Origin of the sequence: Rhizobium sp. CF122 (assembly GCF_000282035.1) — a bacterium.
Classification (GTDB): domain Bacteria; phylum Pseudomonadota; class Alphaproteobacteria; order Rhizobiales; family Rhizobiaceae; genus Rhizobium.
On the sequence record NZ_AKKA01000124.1, the window covers coordinates 1 to 14,441 of the forward strand.

Consider the following 14,441-nt stretch of genomic DNA (forward strand, 5'->3'; position numbering starts at 1 on the left):
TGGCGGGCGCCGCCAATGTACCCGCAGCAGCGACCGCGCCGGCCCCGGCGGTTCCTGCTTTCTTCATGAATGAACGACGATCCATCAAAAACCTCCCGTATAGATGGTGCTGCGAGGTGAACCCTCGTCTCTGCCCGCAGCAATGGCGGGAACCTAAGCACGGTGGCGACCGTGTTTCAAGCACTGTCCCATTAGTCTTTGGCATCACGACGGCAATATGGCGCCAAGCGCATTTGCATCAAAATCAGCGAGTTAGGCAAGACACGCCCGAGCAACCGGCCGACAGCGCCGCAATTCCGCCCGCGATTGCGCCGAGACGTTGACTTCCAAGCCGTTCTCGGCTCTCACAATAACGAACCGCATCTACCGACCGGGGTTAAAATGACGAAGCCGATCGTCGCCGTTCCTGCCGATATCCGCACCTTCGACGGTGCCACATGGCACGCCGTCCAGCATCAATATGTCCGCGCTGCGCTGAACGCCGCCGGCGTCATGGCCTTCATCATTCCGGCGTTCGAGGAAGGCTACGGCACGGACGCGATTCTGGACCGCGTCGACGGCGTTCTCGTCTCGGGCTCGGCCAGCAACGTGCACCCGTCTTATTACGGCGCAACGGCGACCGACGCCGACGGGCCCTTCGATATCGCGCGTGACGCCACAAGCCTGCCGCTGATCCGCCGCGCCATCGACCGCGCCATTCCGCTGCTCGCAATCTGCCGCGGCATTCAGGAGCTCAACGTCGCGCTGGGCGGCACGCTCGCCAGCGAGATCCAGACCCAGCCGGGCATATGGGATCACCGCACGCCGGCCGAGGTGGACCGTGACGGCAAGTACGCGATCCGCCAGAGCGTCTTCGTCAAGGAAGGCTCCTGCATCGCGGCCATCGTCGGCCCTGGCGAGATTAGGGTGAACTCTCTTCATCGCCAGGCCATCGCCAAGACCGCGCCGCGCCTGCAAGTGGAGGCGGTGGCCGAAGACGGTACGATCGAGGCCGTGTCCGTGATCGATGCTCCGGCCTTTGCGGTCGGGGTTCAATGGCATCCGGAATACTGGGCTGAGACCGACAAGCCATCGAACCAGATCTTCACCGCCTTCGGCGATGCGGTGAGGGGCTACGCTGCAGCCAAACTCTCAAAAGCGGCCGAAAAGACCTCCGCCTGATCGACCCGCAAATCGCCGACGCGTCATCGAGCAACTCACGACGGCAGGGGCCGGCCTGCCCGTTCGCTGACCATGTACGCCGCATACCAGGTGGACCAGTCATCATCGTGCTTGCCGATGCGCTTCTCATGCTCTCCATGGGCGGCCGCCGCCCGGCGCAAAGCTGCCTCAAGATCGGTTGACGACGCAAACAACGTCTCGTCGGCGTCTATTCGGCCAGGCAATCGCGCCGTCACTTCCTGGAACAGCCAGCCGTTGCCATCGGGATCGCTGAACGACGCAAAAGAGGCGTAGCTGCGATGTCCTGGATGCGGTCCCGTCAATCGGGCATTCTCGCCGGCATGATGGAATACGCCGCCAGCATCATGGAACACCTCGCTCACGTCTACGCCATACTTCACAAGTTCGGCGCGAGCCGCCTCGATGTCGGAGACGATAAGATGGAGCCCCTGCGCCGTACCGGGCGCGGCGGCCGTCACATTCTTGCCGAAGATGACGGAGCACGGCGAACCCGGAGGCGTGAATTGAATGACCCGGAAATCGTCGCCCGTGACGACATCGGCGTCGAGCCGCCAACCGAGATTGGCGTAAAACTGCTTGGCACGGTCAACGTCCGACACCGGGACGACGATGACCTCAAGCTTCATGTCGGCCGTCCGCATTGCCGGAGTCCTGACCGTAGTCTCGCTCTGCACAGAAGTATTGCCCATGTTCAGCTCCCTGGTTTGGATACTTTGAGATTGGCAATAAGACCTGGCGAGTGGATCACAGCGGTCACAGGCAGTCGAATCAATTTGTCCCATGCGGGCGCGCGGCAGATCGTTGGCCCTGCCGGATGGCGATAGAGTGACCGTGGGCCTGATGAGACTATTCGAGCAGGCAGAGAAGCGAGAGCAGGAGCTCTGGCCTTTACCCTCGCATGGCCCATCGCAGGCCGACGGTGACCGCCAAGCCTAGTAGCGGCCATATCGCCCAGAACACCCCATGCCATGCCAGCAGATTGATCATGACGATGCCAATGCCGATGACGACCAATCCGGCAATTCGCTGGTCAAAACGGCTCTGCTTGCGGACCCAGGCCATCGCCGAGACGAAGGCAAGGCCGAGAAGTGGCCAGACGGCCCAGAAGATGCCCTGCCACGACACGAGATTGATCGCGATCAAAGCGATGGCGATAACCGCGAACACGCCGCCAATCTTCCGCACCCTCGGACCAAAGGGCTGGCTCGGTTCGGGCGCGGCAGCCGCGGGAAGCGGACGAGCCGGTGGCGCGGGCGCTGTCGACACGTCGTCTCCAATCCGCACAGCATAGCTCGGCACCGCCTCGCTGACGTTCTTCACCGTCAGCGGCCCAAGAAAGTCGAAGCCAACCGCAACCTTGTTGCGGACCTGGTCATAGACCGTGTTGGAAATCACGATGCCACCGGCCGGTGCCGAGGCCTGAAGCCTGGCGGCGATGTTGACGCCATCACCATAAATATCGTCACCCTCGGCGATGACATCGCCGAGATTGATGCCGATCCGGTAGAGCATCCGTCCCTCCGCCGGCCGGGCAGAATTCATGCCGACGAGCTCGTTCTGGACGTCGATGGCAGCGCGCACCGCTTCGACGACGCTCGGAAATTCGGCAATCAGGCCGTCGCCCCAGGTATTGATCACCCGGCCGCCGTGCGCGCCGATCAGGCGCGACATCGCATCGCGCGACCACTTGAGCATGGCGAGAGTACCCTCCTCGTCGGCGCCCATCAGCCGCGTATAGTCCTGAACATCGGCAGAGAAGATGGTCGTCAGCTTGCGTCGCATTTCGTTCATGACGCTTCGTTCCTAACCATGTTCGATCAGCGAGACCCGGCACGGTTGCAGTGAACAGAGCCGGCATCCTGATAGATGTATGCGCAATCCGCTTCGTTCAAGCCGTGCCGCAAGCTTCCGTTTCGCCCGCCCTCAAAAGGACCGGTCGATGGGGCCTCACGCCTTTGGCGGCGTCTCCGGCACGGGCGTCAAAGGTCTGCCCTTTGCGAACCACTCAACGAGATTATCGACGACCAGATCCGCCATCGCATTGCGCGTCGGCACCGAGCCTGACGCAAGGTGCGGCAGAAGCACGGCGTTCGGCAGATCGAGCAGCGAAGCCGGCACATCAGGCTCGTCGTAGAAAACGTCGAGACCTGCGGCACCGATGGTTCCGGACTTCAGGGCGTGAGCAAGCGCATCCTCATCGACCGTCCAGCCACGCCCGACATTGATGAAAACGCCGTCAGGGCCAAGTGCGGAGAGGATTTCCGCATTGATGGTCTTGTGGGTCTGCGGGGTTTTCGGGACGATGGAAATCAGGGTGTCGACGGCCTCGGCGAGATCCTTCAGCGACGGATAGTAGCCGTATGGCGCATCGGCGTGACGCGTGCGGGTGTGGTAGCTGATCTTCACCTTGAAGGGCTCCAGGCGCTTGGCGATCTCCTGGCCGATGCGGCCAAGACCGTAGATTCCGACATGCCGCCCCTTCAGGGAAAAACGCGACAGCGGATAGTTCTGTCCTGGCTTCCAGTTACCGGCACGCAGCCAATTTTCCGCACGCGGGAGTTCGCGGATCGTGTTGAGCAACAGCCCGATCGCAGTATCGGCGACCTCGTTGTTCAGCACATCGGGCGTGTTCGTAACGATCACGCCCTTAGTGGCCGCGTGCTTCGCATCAACGCCGTCATAGCCGACGCCGAAGCTGGAGATCAGCTCGACATTCGGAAGGCCGTCGATCGCAGCCGCATCGAACGTGCCCGAGACGGCGACGCCGCGAATCTTGCCCGCGGCCTCCGCGTCAAGCGTCGCCGGATTGGCTTCGACAACGTCAAAGCTCTCCTTCAGGCGCGTCAGGACGCGCTCGTGTATCTTCCCGGGAACGAGAACAGCGATGCGGGACATGGCATTTCCTCTTGGCTTGCTTACGAGCGCGGACGGTGGGGGCTGGTCGACTGGCGGATGCGCATCTCGGGCTTGATGAGATGGAGGCCGTCCGGCTCGTGACTGCCGGCCAGGCGATCGAGAAGCGCGCGGGCTGCAAGACGTCCGACTTCCGCCTGGCCGTTCCAGACCGTCGTCAGCGCCGGCATCGATATCGACGCTTCCTCGAGATCGTCATAGCCGGTGACGGAGATATCCTTGCCCGGAACGAGACCAGCGCGGGCGATGCCGTTCATCAGGCCGATCGCGACGAGATCGTTCCAGCAGACGGCGGCTGTCGGCTTTTGCGGTAACGACAGGAAATGCACCGCTGCCTCGAAGCCCCCTTGCATCGAGCGTGGGCCGGGAATGCGCAGACCCGGATCCACTTCGATGCCGGCCTTGCGCAGCGCGTTGACGTAGCCTTGATAGCGATCGCGCCCCGTGGACGTCTGGTCGGTGCCGCCGATCATGGCGATCGACCGATGGCCAAGGCCGATCAGATGGTTGGTGGCGAGCGAAATGCCGTAGCTGTCGTCACCCCGATAGGTCGGAAGGTCCAATCCGTCCAACGAGCGGGCAACCAGGATCGCCGGCATGCCGTTGTCTTCAGCGAGCTGCATATCCTCCGGTGGTGTGCCGATTGCCGGCGACATGATGACGCCGTCGCCACCGAGCTGCAGCAACGTTTCGATGAAGGTGCGCTGCTTTTCGACGGAGTCGTAATGGTTCGACAGAATGAAGGTGTGCCGGCTGCGATCGAGCTCGCTTTCAATCGCCTTCAGGATTTCTCCATAGAACGGGTTCATGATGTCGTGCACGACGACGCCGATGATGCCGGAGCGGGACGTCCGCAGGCTGGCAGCGCGGCGATTGTAGATATAGCCGAGCGCCCGCGCCTGTTCCTTGATTTTGTCTCGGGTGGCGCCAGCCACGAGCGGGCTGTCACGTAAGGCAAGAGATACGGTTGCTGTGGAAATGCCGAGCGTTTCGGCGATCGTCGAAAGCTTTATCTTTTGAGCCACGTGTCCTCCCCAGGCAACGCGCGGTTTTTCATGCGCCCGACATTAGAAGAGTCGAGCGTTATTAAAATGTTTAATTAAAAGATTAAACGCAGCGAGGCAATTCGTAATTTCACAAATCTGTCAGATTTCCTCAGGCTCATCGAGAGGAATGGCGGCGGACTGCAAGTTGCCGTCGATTGCCTTCAACAGACGGACAAGATTGCGGATTTCCTTCTCGGAAAATTCCTGGGTTGCCATCCGGTCGCAGGCCGAGGACGCCATTTCGATTGCCTTGACACTGCCGCGGCCAAGTTCGGTCAGATAGACCTTGGTCAGGCGGGCATCGTCGGCATCCGCTTTGCGCTCGAGGAACCCTTGCGCCTCCATGCGCCCGATCGTGCGCGTCATCGTGGGCGCCTTGACGCCAAGCTTCTGCGCCAGCCCGCCGGCGGTCATCCCGTCACTTTCGGCAAGCAAAAGGATCACGCCGTCCTGGCCGGCATAGAGGCCGCTTTCGAGGAGGTTGCGCGACAAGACGGTGCGCATCGACCGAGCCGCCTGCGTCAAAGCCGGCGAAAGATCGACGACTGTATATTCGGTCTGGTCCTTCTTCTTGGACTTCTGCTTCTTTCCGTCCTTGTGCTTCTTCCCCATCGCCATCCCTTTGACTTTGCTGCGTTGCACGCACCTTGCCTGTGCAAGGGAGCCAGAACATTCATAATAGTCTCCCCTAAATCGATTTCGATTTAAGGGGTTATGCGCTAAGCATTGAGAACGCTGCGTTATGACATTGCGCATCATTTCGTCATAAACAAGAGGTCTTAGCCGGATGACGGAGCCTTCTCGCGACTTCGAGGATAACGATCCGAACCTGCCGCCCGCAGACCGCCGCCGATGGATCGCTGTTCTGCCGCTCGGCGCGCATGAGCAACATGGCCCTCACCTGCCCTTCGAGACCGACACGCTGATCGCCAAGGGCATCGTTGCCCGGCTCAAGGCCACCCTTCCCGCCGCCCTGCCGGTGACGTTCCTACCGACCGAAAATGTCGGCTACTCGGTCGAGCATATGGACGTGAAGGGCACGCAAACGCTGACATATGGCGAGGCCATCGAACGCTGGCTGGGCATTGCCCGAAAGCTCTCCGACATGAGCATTCGTAAACTGGTGATGCTGAATGCCCATGGCGGCAACTCGCCGTTGATGACGATCGTTGCGACGGAAGCTCGCGTCCGTTTCAACATGCTAGCGGTGGCGACGAGCTGGACACGCTTCGGCGTTCCCGCCGGTATCATCTCGCCCGAGGCAAAAGCGATCGACATCCACGGCGGCGACGTCGAGACGTCGGTGATGCTGGCGCTTCACCCTGATAAGGTCGACGTGACCAAGGCCGCTGACTTCCCGTCCCGCCAGTCCGACTTTGCCGCCCGCTTCAAACATTTGCGTGCTTACGGCCCACATGCCTTCGGATGGAAAATGTCGGATCTCAGCCCATCAGGCGTGGCAGGCAACGCATCGCTGGCGACAGCGGAAAAAGGCGAGGCACTGATTGCACATTCCGTTAAGGGGTTGGTCGAACTGCTGCAGGACGTCGACGCATTCGACGCAGCAGAGCTTGATTGAAAACCATCCCGTCGCGATGTGATCTTATAACATACAAAACCCTTTGAACTGCCGCTCGCAACTCCTTATATGTGACCGACGAATTTTCAGCCCCGCCCCCGGGCGTGCCATCTCTCGAGGTTCTTATGACCGACGCGATCCCCACCCAGCAGAAGCCAATTCCCGTTACCGTTCTCACCGGCTACCTCGGCGCCGGCAAGACCACCTTGCTCAACCGCATCCTGTCGGAGAACCACGGCAAGAAGTATGCAGTCATCGTCAACGAGTTCGGCGAGATCGGCATCGACAACGACCTCATCGTCGAATCCGACGAAGAGATCTACGAAATGAACAATGGTTGTGTCTGTTGCACCGTGCGCGGCGACCTGATCCGCGTCGTCGAAGGCCTGATGCGCCGCCCCGGCCGTTTCGACGGCATCATCGTTGAAACGACGGGCCTGGCCGATCCGGTTCCGGTCGCCCAGACCTTCTTCATGGATGACGACGTGCGCGCCAAGACGGAACTCGACGCCGTTGTTGCCCTCGTCGACGCCAAGCATCTGCCGCTGCGCCTGAAGGACAGCCGCGAGGCCGAAGACCAGATCGCCTTTGCCGACGTCGTCCTGATCAACAAGACCGACCTCGTAACACCGGAAGAGCTGGCGCAGATCGAAGACATCGTCCACGCCATCAATCCCTCGGCGCGCGTCTACAAGACGAGCCGCTCCGGTGTCGATCTCGCACGCGTTCTCGATCAGGGTGCCTTCAATCTGGAGCGCGCGCTGGAAAACGATCCGCACTTCCTCGATCATGACCACGACGATCACGTCTGCGGTCCGGATTGCGATCATGACCACCATCATCACCATGCGCATGATCACGACCACGATCATGACCATCACCACCATGATCACGACCATGACCACCATCATCATGGCGCCATGTCGCCGATCCATGACGTGACGGTGCAGTCGGTCTCGCTGCGCGGCGGTGAAATGAACCCTGAACGGTTCTTCCCCTGGATCCAGAAGGTCACGCAGACGCAGGGGCCGAACATCCTGCGCCTCAAGGGCATCATCGCCTTCAAGGACGATGCCGAACGCTATGTCGTGCAGGGCGTGCACATGATCGTCGAAGGCGATCACCAGCGCCCGTGGAAGGACGGTGAGAAGCATGAGACCCGGCTCGTCTTCATCGGCCGCGAACTCGATCGCGAAAAGCTCGAAGCCTCCTTCAAGGCTTGCGAGGCGGCAGCCTGATGCCGACAGTTGCCCCGTTCGATCTCGACGGCCATATCCTGGCCGTCGAATTTTTAGGTGACACCCCTTTCTTCGCCAATGCCGCCGGCACCTTCCACCGTCTCGATGGCGGCGAGAAGGTGAGCGAAGCCCATCAGGGCATGCTGAGCTGCATCCGAGATCCCTACAGCGAGAGCCTGATCTCCGGCGGCGAGGACGGCAAGGTGCTGCGCATCGCGGCCGACGCCGGCGTGACCGAGCTTGCCAGCGCGCCGCGCAAGTGGATTTCGCAGCTTGCCGCCGGCCCGCAGGGCGCCGTCGCCTATTCTTATGGCAAGAGCGCTTTCGTGCGCCTCGCCGACGGCACGACCAAGGAATTTACCGAAGAGCGCACCGTCGAAGGCCTGGCCTTTGCCCCGAAGGGCATGCGCATTGCCGCTGCGCGCTATAATGGCGTGTCGCTGCATTGGGTCGGTACCGCTGCCAAGCCCGTCGATCTCGAATGGAAAGGCGCCCACACCGGCGTCACTTTCTCGCCGGATGGTAATTTCCTCGTCACCATGATGCAGGAGAATGCGCTGCATGGCTGGAAGCTCGACGCCAAGGCCGGCGCCGAGACCCGCCACATGCGCATGACGGGCTACCCGGCCAAGGTGAAATCGCTCTCCTGGTCGGCGAAGGGCAAATGGCTTGCCTCCTCAGGCGCGCCGGCCGCGATCGTCTGGCCGTTCCAGGGCAAGGACGGCCCGATGGGCAAGGCACCGCTCGAACTCGGCACCCGCGCCAACATCATGGCGACCTCAGTGACGTTTCACCCTGTCGAAGACATCCTGGCGATCGGTTTCATCGACGGCATGATCCTCGCTGTGCGCATTGCCGACAGCAAGGAAGCGCTGCTGCGCCGCCCTGGCAAGGGCGCGATTACCTCGATGAGCTGGAGCAAGAACGGCAAGCTGCTGGCCTTCGCGTCCGAAGCCGGCGATTGTGGCGTGGTCGATATCGCAGCCTAGGCAAGAGCGTGCCGCCCAAAAATACCGGCTCGAGGTGAGGGATAGCCGAGGCTCCGCAAGGGCAGTGGTGCCTCGTCACCTTTTGCGAAGAGGCCACGCCGCCACCGCACACTGCTCAGGCGGCCTGCTCACCCTCCGACGCTTCGACGCGGTTTCGGCCCCGGCGTTTGGAGGCATATAGCGCCTCATCCGCCTTTCGCAGAAGCTGTTCGAAATCGACATCTGTCTCGCCGGAAGTGGCAACGCCGATGCTGAGGGTCGGAAAGACTGTCAGCCCCGGTACCTGCCCAACGGCCGCTGAAAACGCCAGCCTCATGCTTTCGGCGGTCTGCACCGCCTCGGCATCGGTTATGTCCTTCAGAACGGCCAGGAACTCGTCGCCGCCCTGACGGGACAGCAGATCGCTGGGCCGCAACATCGTCTGCGCCACTCGGGCAAAGAGCCGCAATATGTCGTCGCCCAACACATGGCCGTGTTGGTCGTTCAACTGTTTGAAATTGTCGATATCGATGGCGAGCAGCGCAAACGACTGCGCTCGCTTGAATGGCAGGCGTTGGGCCAGACCGCCGCGATTGAGCGCGCCGGTCAGCGGATCACGATGCGCCAGATCGATGAGCTTGTTCCTGCTGCGCTCGGCGGCCATCAGGACAATCACGACGCTGCGCAGAGCGAAGAAGACCACCGCCGTGGCACCCATCCATCCATGAACAACACTATCGCCGAAGGCGCCCGGTCCGGCGATCTGGCCGGATGCCGCAAACAGACTACGAGCCAGGAAGATCGCCGCCGTCGGCGCATAGAGCCAGGCAAGCAGCCCGGCCGAGAACAGCTTCTCGCGCCGGTGAATGGCGGCGCCTTCCCGCAAGATCGCAAGATCACAGAGGCAGCATACGATTGAAACATAGAAGATACGGGCTGACACCGTGGCGGGATCGACCGTGAAAAGCAGAACGGGCAAGCTGACGCCGGCAACGGCAAGCGCACAGTAGCGTTTGTCGACAAGCCGCTCCGCAAAAACGCGAACGGAAAAGAATGTCAGGAGGTAACCGGCGATCGTCACGACGTTGCCGACGTCAAGGGAGACGAACGAGGGAACGAAATTCCGCAGCGAAACGCACAAGGAGCCAATACCGATCAGGAGGAGATTGCTGATGCCCCACCATGCCGGCCAGCGTCCAAAGCGGCCGGTCCCAAATGCCGCGAGATGCACGCTACCGAGCACGAGGCATGTCATGGCCGAAACGACGTAGATCGTTCTCAGGTCCAGTATCATTTCGGGCGCTCTCCAACCTATGGCCGGCGCACCTTATAACCGCGCTGTTGAATTTTGTTTGTACAGCTCGCTCGTTTTTTAACGATGGGCCGAAATCACTCATCAGGTTGGGCGACTGGCTGCAATAATCTCGGCCAAAAGGCCATGCAGGGCATCCCGGTAGCCGGTGCGTGCGGATGGGCCGCTCTCGTCCGATGTCATCACGACCGTCATGCCAAATGAGGGCACGATGTAGAGCATCTGGCCGCCGTAACCCCAGGCGAAGTGGACCTCTTCGCCGCCGATCTGCCGCGAGAACCAGCCGTAGCCATAGTCGTCGCCGGAGAAGCGGGAATTGGTGCGGTGCTGCCACGACTGCGCGATCCAGTCCGCCGGTACCACCTGCGTGCCGTCAGCCGTCCTGCCGCCGTTGCGGTAGAGCTCGCCGAAAGCCAGCAGCGAGCGAGCAGTCATCGCCATCTGGTTGCCGCCGAGATAGATACCCTGCGGATCCCGCTCCCAGGCGCCGATTCGGAAACCGTCGACAGGCCCGAGCCATTCGCGAGCCAGAGCCAACGTCGATTTCCCGCCGACCTTCGTCAGGATCGCCGAGAGAAGGTGAGTGGAAGCGGTCGAATAGAGCATCTGACCGCCTGGCTCGTCGTCGAAAGGCTGGGCAAGTGCGAAACGCACCCAATTGCGCGAGGCGACCCAGCGGCCGTAGTTCGGACCTGACAGACGACCAAGCCCCGCCTGCATGGAGAGCAGGTTGCCGATGGTAATCTGGTTGAGCCGCGGATCGGGATCGGGATCGGCAGGCAGGTCGGCTTTCAGAATGGATGCAATCTTCTGCTCCGGCCCTTCGAGCAGCCCCTTGTCGATAGCAATGCCGACGAGGCTGGAGACAATCGACTTGGACGCGGACTTGATGTTGACGGATTCGCTCGCCGTGTGGCCGCGATAGCCTTGCTCCGCGACAGTCCGCCCATCCCTGGCGACGATCACCGTCTTCAGCGGTTTCAAATCCGCGCGTGACGATAAACTCCCGAGGAGAACCGCCGTGCGGTCATTCTCCTGCTGCGCGACGGCAGCAAATGGGGACAGCAGAAGAACGACGAAGAAAGCGAGGCGCGTGATCATCCCGCTGAACTAGCGTAGGCGCGCCGCGAAATCATCGCTCGCCCGGCGCGGCTCACGCGGACGTGAAAGTTTATGGTCGGCCGCCGTCGGCGATCGCGAAGCGACACGGCAGGCATAGCCGCGTTCACGGGGCAAGCCGAAGTGCCGCGTTGAGCCATTGCTCCGCGACGGGCAACCCAACGGGATGGGCAGACGGCTGAGGTATTGCTGTATGGTGTGTCAGGCTGCTCCGCCTGCCCGACCGCAGCCGGCTTGACCAGCACGGCAGGAACGTCTCCCGACCTGGCTTCTCCGGCTGGATTACCCGCCCCGACGGCGTGAGACCCACCTTCTGCGGCCGCCGTCGAGCGCAGAAATATGAACGGTGGACGCACGGTTCATGAACCCGGCTCCCTGCCCGACGACAAGCCGATCATAGATCAGCCTGCACCGCGCGTGGAAAACTTCTGCCGAAATTTTCATCTAAATGATTGAAATAATTGCAGATCCATCAGAACAGACCGTGAATATCATACTCACCGAGCCGAAACTCAGGTGTTGCTAAAATATCATTAATTTTAGCTCTCACAGTTTTTTGTTCATCTGGCGTTCAGAAAACTCTTTGGAAAGCCACTTTTTGAGCCCACATTGAACTCCTGAGAATAGGAGTGCATGAATGATTCTAAGGGCCACTGCCGCAGCGACTATATTCGCGGTCTATGCTTTCACGATGTTCTTCATCGCCGCTATACCTGAAAATGTCGTTCAGACTGCCGGAACACAATTGATCGACGCAAGCGTCGTGAAGTGATCGAAGCCTAAGGGGGCAAGCAGTCGTAAAAGTTTAGGCTACGCGTTCGCCGGTCTTCCGGCGCCTCTAAACTTGATTTCCGAAACCGGGAAAAAAGGCCTCTCCCCGTCGGGGAGAGGCCGTGCCGATCACGCCGCCCTGCGGACCGGCGCGCTTGCCAGCATCCGTCCCGAGGGAACGATCATGCCGGCAGCACCGTCAAGCCAGCCTTCGGTGAGCTCCAGCGCCAGGAAGCGCGAGCGTTCGAAGGGACCCGGCATGACGAGATGTTGAGCCTTCTCGGCAAAAAAGCCGAACCGCTCGTAGTAAGGGGCATCGCCGACGAGCAGGATCGCACCGTGCCCACGGTTTTTCGCTTCCAGAACGGCAGCGCGCATCAGCGCCGAGCCGACGCCCTTGCCTTCGAAGCTGGAATCGACTGCCAGCGGTCCGAGCAGCAGCGCATTGATCGGCGTGCCCTCGGCATTGACGCCAGCCTCGACATTCCACAGACGCACGGTGCCGATGACATGGCCGTCACGATCACGCGCAACCAGCGCCAGACCTTCCGCCGGAACGCGACCGCGGCGGATCTTCTCCGACGACTTATTGCGACGGTTCGGGCCCATGACGCGATCGAGCAAATTCTCGCGCGCCACGACATCGCCGGCATTCTCGGCGTCGATGGTGAAAACAGAAGGCGCAAAGAATGCGCGGACAGAATCAAGAACAGCGGCCATCGTGGCCTCCCGTACCCAAAACCGTTATGAGCGGCGATTGATATGAATTGTGAGAGTGCCGCCCCGGCTGGCTACGGGGCGAGCTCTATTAGATGACGTAGGCCTTCAGCGGCTCGAAGCCGTTGAACGCGACCGCCGAGTAGGTGGTCGTGTAGGCGCCAGTGCCCTCGATCAGGATCTCGTCGCCGATCGAAAGAGAGATCGGCAGCGGATAGAGATTCTTTTCATACAGCACGTCGGCCGAATCGCAGGTCGGGCCGGCAATCACGCAAGGCTCCATTTCGTCGCCGTCGCGCTCGGTGCGGATCGGGTAGCGAATGGCTTCGTCCATCGTTTCGGCGAGACCGCCGAACTTGCCGATGTCGAGGAACACCCAGCGCGCAGCGTCGTTGTCCGACTTCTTCGAGATCAGCACGACTTCCGTCTTGATGACACCGGCGTTGCCGACCATGCCGCGACCCGGCTCGATGATCGTCTTCGGAATCTGGTTGCCGAAGTGATCACGCAGGCTCTGGTAGATCGCACGACCGTAAGCTTCCGCCGACGGAACGTCGCGCAGATACTTGGTCGGGAAGCCGCCGCCCATGTTGACCATCTGCAGGTGGATACCCTGCTTGGCCAGCTGAACGAAGACGCGCTTGGCATCGGAAAGCGCCGCATCCCAGGCATCGACCTTGGTCATCTGCGAGCCGACATGGAACGATACGCCGTAGGACTCGAGGCCCAGCTGGTGCGCGTAGACAAGAACGTCGACGGCCATCTGCGGCACGCAGCCGAACTTGCGCGATAGCGGCCATTCAGCACCTTCGCCATCCGTCAGAACGCGGCAGAACACGCGGGCGCCGGGAGCGGCACGCGAGATCTTCTCGACTTCCTCGTGGCTGTCGACCGCAAAGAGGCTGATGCCGAGCGCATGCGCGCGGGCAACGTCGCGTTCCTTCTTGATCGTATTGCCGTAAGAAATACGGGCAGCGGTCGCACCGGCGTTGAGCGCCATTTCGATTTCAGCGACAGACGCGCAATCGAAGTTGGAACCCATGTCGGCGAGCAGCTTCAGGACCTCAGGAGCCGGGTTTGCCTTGACGGCATAGTAGATCGCGCTGTCCGGCATCGCATGGCGGAAAGCAGAGAAGTTGTCGCGCACGACGTCGAGGTCGACCACGAGGCAGGGACCATCGGGACGTCGGGTTGCGAGAAAGTCGCGGATGCGCTGGGTCGTCATATCAATCCCTCTTCCAATTCCAGAGCTCCGGGAAACCCGGAGGACAAAGGGCAACCAATCACCCGCATAGGAACCAGCCGGTGGAGACCCCGGAACCTTAGCAAGCGCTTGGATCGCGCAAATGATGAATCAACGCCGCATAAGCGACATGGATCCGGCTTTGTCTGCCATGGATTGGAGGGAGAATCCCAACCGCACTTCCGGCAATGAAGGTGTGCCTCTTCAGTAACCCCCGCTGATGGAAAGCAGGGAGAGAACAAAAAGGCCCGCACCGTCGTTGCTTCAGGCGTCCTCGCATTTTCCGGTTGGCCGGAATAGCGACTGGAGGGGTTAATTCCAGGTACCTTACCGATTTCCTCACCAATTCGAGG

Annotated in this window: 15 protein-coding genes; 5 read left to right on the forward strand and 10 right to left on the reverse strand. The window is 61.1% G+C overall.

Features of this window, described 5'->3' with window-relative positions:
- The coding region (locus PMI09_RS32910; protein WP_443216211.1) for a twin-arginine translocation signal domain-containing protein at positions 1-205 on the reverse strand (205 nt) is incomplete at its 3' end.
- 176 nt (positions 206-381) lie between these two features.
- On the opposite strand from PMI09_RS32910, the gene PMI09_RS29215 reads away from it, so the two are divergent.
- Positions 382-1,161 (forward strand): gamma-glutamyl-gamma-aminobutyrate hydrolase family protein, encoded by a 780-nt coding sequence (locus PMI09_RS29215; RefSeq protein WP_007802853.1) that lies wholly within the window; start codon positions 382-384, stop codon positions 1,159-1,161.
- Positions 1,162-1,196: 35 nt separating this feature from the next.
- Here the strand turns inward: PMI09_RS29215 and PMI09_RS29220 are convergent, their stop codons facing one another.
- The 5 genes from PMI09_RS29220 to PMI09_RS29240 form a co-directional block, all read right to left on the reverse strand.
- Positions 1,197-1,871: a VOC family protein gene (locus PMI09_RS29220; RefSeq protein ID WP_007802855.1), complete on the reverse strand. Its 675-nt coding sequence runs from the start codon at positions 1,869-1,871 to the stop codon at positions 1,197-1,199.
- Positions 1,872-2,070: 199 nt separating this feature from the next.
- On the reverse strand, positions 2,071-2,973 hold the full coding sequence (locus PMI09_RS29225; RefSeq protein ID WP_007802857.1) for an adenylate/guanylate cyclase domain-containing protein: 903 nt from the start codon (positions 2,971-2,973) through the stop codon (positions 2,071-2,073).
- A gap of 156 nt (positions 2,974-3,129) precedes the next feature.
- Complete coding sequence (locus tag PMI09_RS29230) at positions 3,130-4,077, reverse strand: 2-hydroxyacid dehydrogenase (RefSeq protein ID WP_007802859.1); 948 nt, start codon at positions 4,075-4,077, stop codon at positions 3,130-3,132.
- Positions 4,078-4,097: 20 nt separating this feature from the next.
- Positions 4,098-5,120 (reverse strand): LacI family DNA-binding transcriptional regulator, encoded by a 1,023-nt coding sequence (locus tag PMI09_RS29235; protein WP_007802861.1) that lies wholly within the window; start codon positions 5,118-5,120, stop codon positions 4,098-4,100.
- Positions 5,121-5,240: 120 nt separating this feature from the next.
- A complete protein-coding gene (locus PMI09_RS29240) occupies positions 5,241-5,783 on the reverse strand; it encodes a MarR family winged helix-turn-helix transcriptional regulator (protein ID WP_244423840.1) in 543 nt (180 codons plus the stop codon).
- Between the two features lie 145 nt (positions 5,784-5,928).
- On the opposite strand from PMI09_RS29240, the gene PMI09_RS29245 reads away from it, so the two are divergent.
- From PMI09_RS29245 to PMI09_RS29255, 3 genes are all read left to right on the forward strand, one after another.
- Positions 5,929-6,720 (forward strand): creatininase family protein, encoded by a 792-nt coding sequence (locus PMI09_RS29245; RefSeq protein ID WP_007802873.1) that lies wholly within the window; start codon positions 5,929-5,931, stop codon positions 6,718-6,720.
- A gap of 125 nt (positions 6,721-6,845) precedes the next feature.
- Positions 6,846-7,958 carry a CobW family GTP-binding protein gene (locus PMI09_RS29250; protein WP_007802875.1) on the forward strand — a complete coding sequence of 371 codons (1,113 nt, stop codon included), beginning with the start codon at positions 6,846-6,848 and terminating at the stop codon, positions 7,956-7,958.
- Positions 7,958-8,947, forward strand: a complete 990-nt coding sequence (locus tag PMI09_RS29255) for a WD40 repeat domain-containing protein (protein ID WP_007802877.1) — start codon at positions 7,958-7,960, stop codon at positions 8,945-8,947. The genes PMI09_RS29250 and PMI09_RS29255 overlap by 1 nt, the downstream gene beginning before the upstream one ends.
- Positions 8,948-9,062: 115 nt before the next feature.
- Here PMI09_RS29255 and PMI09_RS29260 read toward each other — a convergent pair whose 3' ends face one another.
- Both PMI09_RS29260 and PMI09_RS29265 read right to left on the reverse strand, forming a co-directional pair.
- Positions 9,063-10,220: a GGDEF domain-containing protein gene (locus PMI09_RS29260; protein ID WP_007802879.1), complete on the reverse strand. Its 1,158-nt coding sequence runs from the start codon at positions 10,218-10,220 to the stop codon at positions 9,063-9,065.
- 102 nt (positions 10,221-10,322) lie between these two features.
- Positions 10,323-11,339, reverse strand: coding sequence for a serine hydrolase domain-containing protein (locus PMI09_RS29265; protein WP_007802881.1), 1,017 nt, complete (start codon positions 11,337-11,339; stop codon positions 10,323-10,325).
- Between the two features lie 655 nt (positions 11,340-11,994).
- On the opposite strand from PMI09_RS29265, the gene PMI09_RS32585 reads away from it, so the two are divergent.
- Positions 11,995-12,129, forward strand: coding sequence for a hypothetical protein (locus PMI09_RS32585; RefSeq protein ID WP_007802883.1), 135 nt, complete (start codon positions 11,995-11,997; stop codon positions 12,127-12,129).
- A 128-nt stretch (positions 12,130-12,257) separates the two neighbouring features.
- On the opposite strand, the gene PMI09_RS29270 is transcribed toward PMI09_RS32585, so the two are convergent.
- Together PMI09_RS29270 and odc2 are read right to left on the reverse strand one after the other, a co-directional pair.
- Positions 12,258-12,848, reverse strand: coding sequence for a GNAT family N-acetyltransferase (locus PMI09_RS29270; RefSeq protein WP_007802886.1), 591 nt, complete (start codon positions 12,846-12,848; stop codon positions 12,258-12,260).
- Between the two features lie 88 nt (positions 12,849-12,936).
- Positions 12,937-14,070 (reverse strand): ornithine/lysine decarboxylase, encoded by a 1,134-nt coding sequence (gene odc2 / locus PMI09_RS29275; protein WP_007802889.1) that lies wholly within the window; start codon positions 14,068-14,070, stop codon positions 12,937-12,939.
- Positions 14,071-14,441: the final 371 nt, after the last annotated feature.

What these genes read in the sequence shown, in the direction of transcription:
- PMI09_RS29270 (WP_007802886.1), bottom strand. Translation starts at nt 12,848, where the DNA reads ATGGCCGCTGTTCTTGATTCTGTCCGCGCATTCTTTGCGCCTTCTGTT.
- PMI09_RS29255 (WP_007802877.1), top strand. Translation starts at nt 7,958, where the DNA reads ATGCCGACAGTTGCCCCGTTCGATCTCGACGGCCATATCCTGGCCGTC.
- PMI09_RS29265 (WP_007802881.1), bottom strand. Translation starts at nt 11,339, where the DNA reads ATGATCACGCGCCTCGCTTTCTTCGTCGTTCTTCTGCTGTCCCCATTT.
- PMI09_RS29260 (WP_007802879.1), bottom strand. Translation starts at nt 10,220, where the DNA reads ATGATACTGGACCTGAGAACGATCTACGTCGTTTCGGCCATGACATGC.
- odc2 (WP_007802889.1), bottom strand. Translation starts at nt 14,070, where the DNA reads ATGACGACCCAGCGCATCCGCGACTTTCTCGCAACCCGACGTCCCGAT.
- PMI09_RS29245 (WP_007802873.1), top strand. Translation starts at nt 5,929, where the DNA reads ATGACGGAGCCTTCTCGCGACTTCGAGGATAACGATCCGAACCTGCCG.
- PMI09_RS29220 (WP_007802855.1), bottom strand. Translation starts at nt 1,871, where the DNA reads ATGGGCAATACTTCTGTGCAGAGCGAGACTACGGTCAGGACTCCGGCA.
- PMI09_RS29215 (WP_007802853.1), top strand. Translation starts at nt 382, where the DNA reads ATGACGAAGCCGATCGTCGCCGTTCCTGCCGATATCCGCACCTTCGAC.
- PMI09_RS29250 (WP_007802875.1), top strand. Translation starts at nt 6,846, where the DNA reads ATGACCGACGCGATCCCCACCCAGCAGAAGCCAATTCCCGTTACCGTT.
- PMI09_RS32585 (WP_007802883.1), top strand. Translation starts at nt 11,995, where the DNA reads ATGATTCTAAGGGCCACTGCCGCAGCGACTATATTCGCGGTCTATGCT.
- PMI09_RS29225 (WP_007802857.1), bottom strand. Translation starts at nt 2,973, where the DNA reads ATGAACGAAATGCGACGCAAGCTGACGACCATCTTCTCTGCCGATGTT.
- PMI09_RS29230 (WP_007802859.1), bottom strand. Translation starts at nt 4,077, where the DNA reads ATGTCCCGCATCGCTGTTCTCGTTCCCGGGAAGATACACGAGCGCGTC.